At 69.3% G+C, this 2,304-nt stretch carries 1 pseudogene; it reads right to left on the bottom strand.

Annotated features, from left to right (window positions below):
- A pseudogene (locus ACFYOH_RS44685) lies at positions 1–2,177 on the bottom strand (hypothetical protein); the annotation flags it as partial.
- Positions 2,178–2,304: the final 127 nt, after the last annotated feature.

Genomic DNA, 2,304 nt, shown 5'->3' with positions numbered 1-2,304 from the left:
TGACGGCTGGGACCCACAGTGCCGGGCATGTCGACGTGCCGACCTCCGACACCACTTCGATCGCCAAGCCCATCACCTGTGTCAGCGTCCGACCCGACCATCGGCCCCCGGCCGTTGCGGTCGCCATGACTGCCGAGGGCCGTCCCGGTGGAGGAGGCTGTCCCGATCGCCCCGGGGTCGCCCTCCCGCGCCCCGGGCGAGGTGCCGGGCGTGCCGGTGTCTGTGCGGGCGGTGCCGGCCAGCCCGTGTTCCGTGGCGCGGACGGCTTCGTGTCCGATGTCGGTGGTCCCCGGTGTGTGGTGTGTCGGGGACTGTGGGCCTGTGTCAGAGGACTGTGGTCGGATCGTCGCGAAGACTCTGCCCAGTCGTGCGGAGAGTTCTTCTGCTCTTTCGGTGCCATGGAACTGGAGCAGTTGGTGTGCGACGGCAGTGACGATGTCGTGGTGCAGGCGGTCGTAGGGCGTCTCGTCCTGCCCGACACCCCGGTCGGCCGGCGGCACATGGCCGTCGTCGTTCACGATCGTGTTCGCACGGCGGCGCAGGTCAGCGCGGTGTTCCGCTGTCTGTTCGGCCAGTGCCTGGCGTGCTTCGTCGAAGAGCAGCTGATAGTGCCCGCGCATCTCCTCACTGACCCGAGGTTCGGGCACCGGGCTTTCTGCGCCCCGGACGGCCCCTTCGTTTCCGACGCGTGCCGACAGGGTCTGCGCTGCAGCGGACTCGGTCGTAATGCCCTGCCGGTCGGGGGCCGGGAAGACACCGTCCGGATCGACCTCGGTGAGTGAGCGCTCCCCACCAGGACCGGATGCCGTCGGAGCCGACCGCACCGAGTACGCGGGAGGGGCCGCTACACGCGGGTATGCGGGCGTTTCCCGGATGTCCGCCAGATGTGCTGCAGCATACGCCAGCAGACGGTCCACGGCCGACTTTCGGGCACTTTTCTGGGACTTGCTGCGCATCCATGCCTCGGCGGCGGCGGCAATCCCTGTCAGCAGCGTTCGCTCGACGCGATTCCGGCGCTCGCCTTGGCTCCGGGTATTGGAGGTGAACCTGCTGTAGTCCGCCACGGCGCCGTCGACCTGGCCGAGAAGACTCGAACGATTTTTCAGTCCGGGCAGCGCGGACAGACGTTTCCAGTGGATGACGATGTCGCGATCGAATGCCGCGCCCGGCATGATGTCGGCGCCGGAGCCCGCAGCCGCCGTCGACGGTTCAGACGCCGGGGCGCTCAGCAGCGGTACCACGGCGTAACCCAGCAACTCGTCCACGAGCGCGTGCAGCTTTGGGGATCGGGCAGTGGTGCGGTGCTTCCAGTTGAGCGCGGCCTCCTCGACATTCCTCAACAGCTCGCGCTCGACGTCAGCCCGGTGCTCGCCTTGGCTTCGGGTCGTGGAGGTGAACCTGCTGTAGTCCGCCACGGCGTCGACTATCGGGCCGAGGAGAGCATCGGGTTCCCATGCACGCTTGAAGTCGGACCAGTTGCGGATGATCTCCGGAGCACGCCTCTCGTCGGGGATCCCGAGGTCGGCGACCGCTGGTGCGGCGGTGCCCGCGCCTGCGGGATCGTGTGGGTCCGATGTGTCGGTCTGGGTTCGCGGTGCTGCCGGACCGGCGCCCGGCACAGCAACCGGGTCCGGTCCCGGGTCGTGTTCCCCGTCGCGGGTGTGTGAGTGAGACCCCTCCTGCCCCTGGACGGGGACGGTGAGTTCCGTCGGTTCGATCGACGGGCCTGTCTGCCCGGCCGGGTTCCTCTCCTGCGGCCTCGCTCCGGCGTGCAGGCCTGGCCATTCACCGGTTACCAGGCGAAGGGCGATCCGCTCGGCCCGGGCACGCGTGTGCTCCGACCAGGTCAGGGACTGGTCAAGCGCGAGGATCTCCTCGCCACTGACCGCCTTTTCACCCCCGGACAGCCTGCTCACACGCTCCATGACGGCCGCCACGAGCACGTCATGCGCTGCTGCGGTTGTTCTGGGAGCCGACACAGGCGCGGATGCGTCGCGGTCGCCGTGCTCAGTGGCGGCGGCCCTGGTCGTGAGGTCTGCGTCCGAACCGCTGGCAGGCTGCTGGGCGAGTGTGGTGAAGGCGTGGTCGACAACGGTGTCACGGGACTGACTGCCTGCGGGCCGCGTGTCGGTGCCGGCAGGGCTCGGGACGGCGGACCCGGCATACGACGTGACCATGGAGGTCGTGGCAAGGCGTGCGGCGGCCGGCCCGTCCGTGGATGTGGTGAGGACCGTGGGTGTGCCGAAGGTGGCGTGGAGGGGGGTGTCGGGGCGGAGGGTGGGGTGCAGTGCTTGGGCGATGAGG

Source organism: Streptomyces sp. NPDC007856, assembly GCF_042868225.1.
Lineage (GTDB): Bacteria > Actinomycetota > Actinomycetes > Streptomycetales > Streptomycetaceae > Streptomyces.
This window is presented reverse-complemented; position numbering and strand designations above follow the sequence as displayed.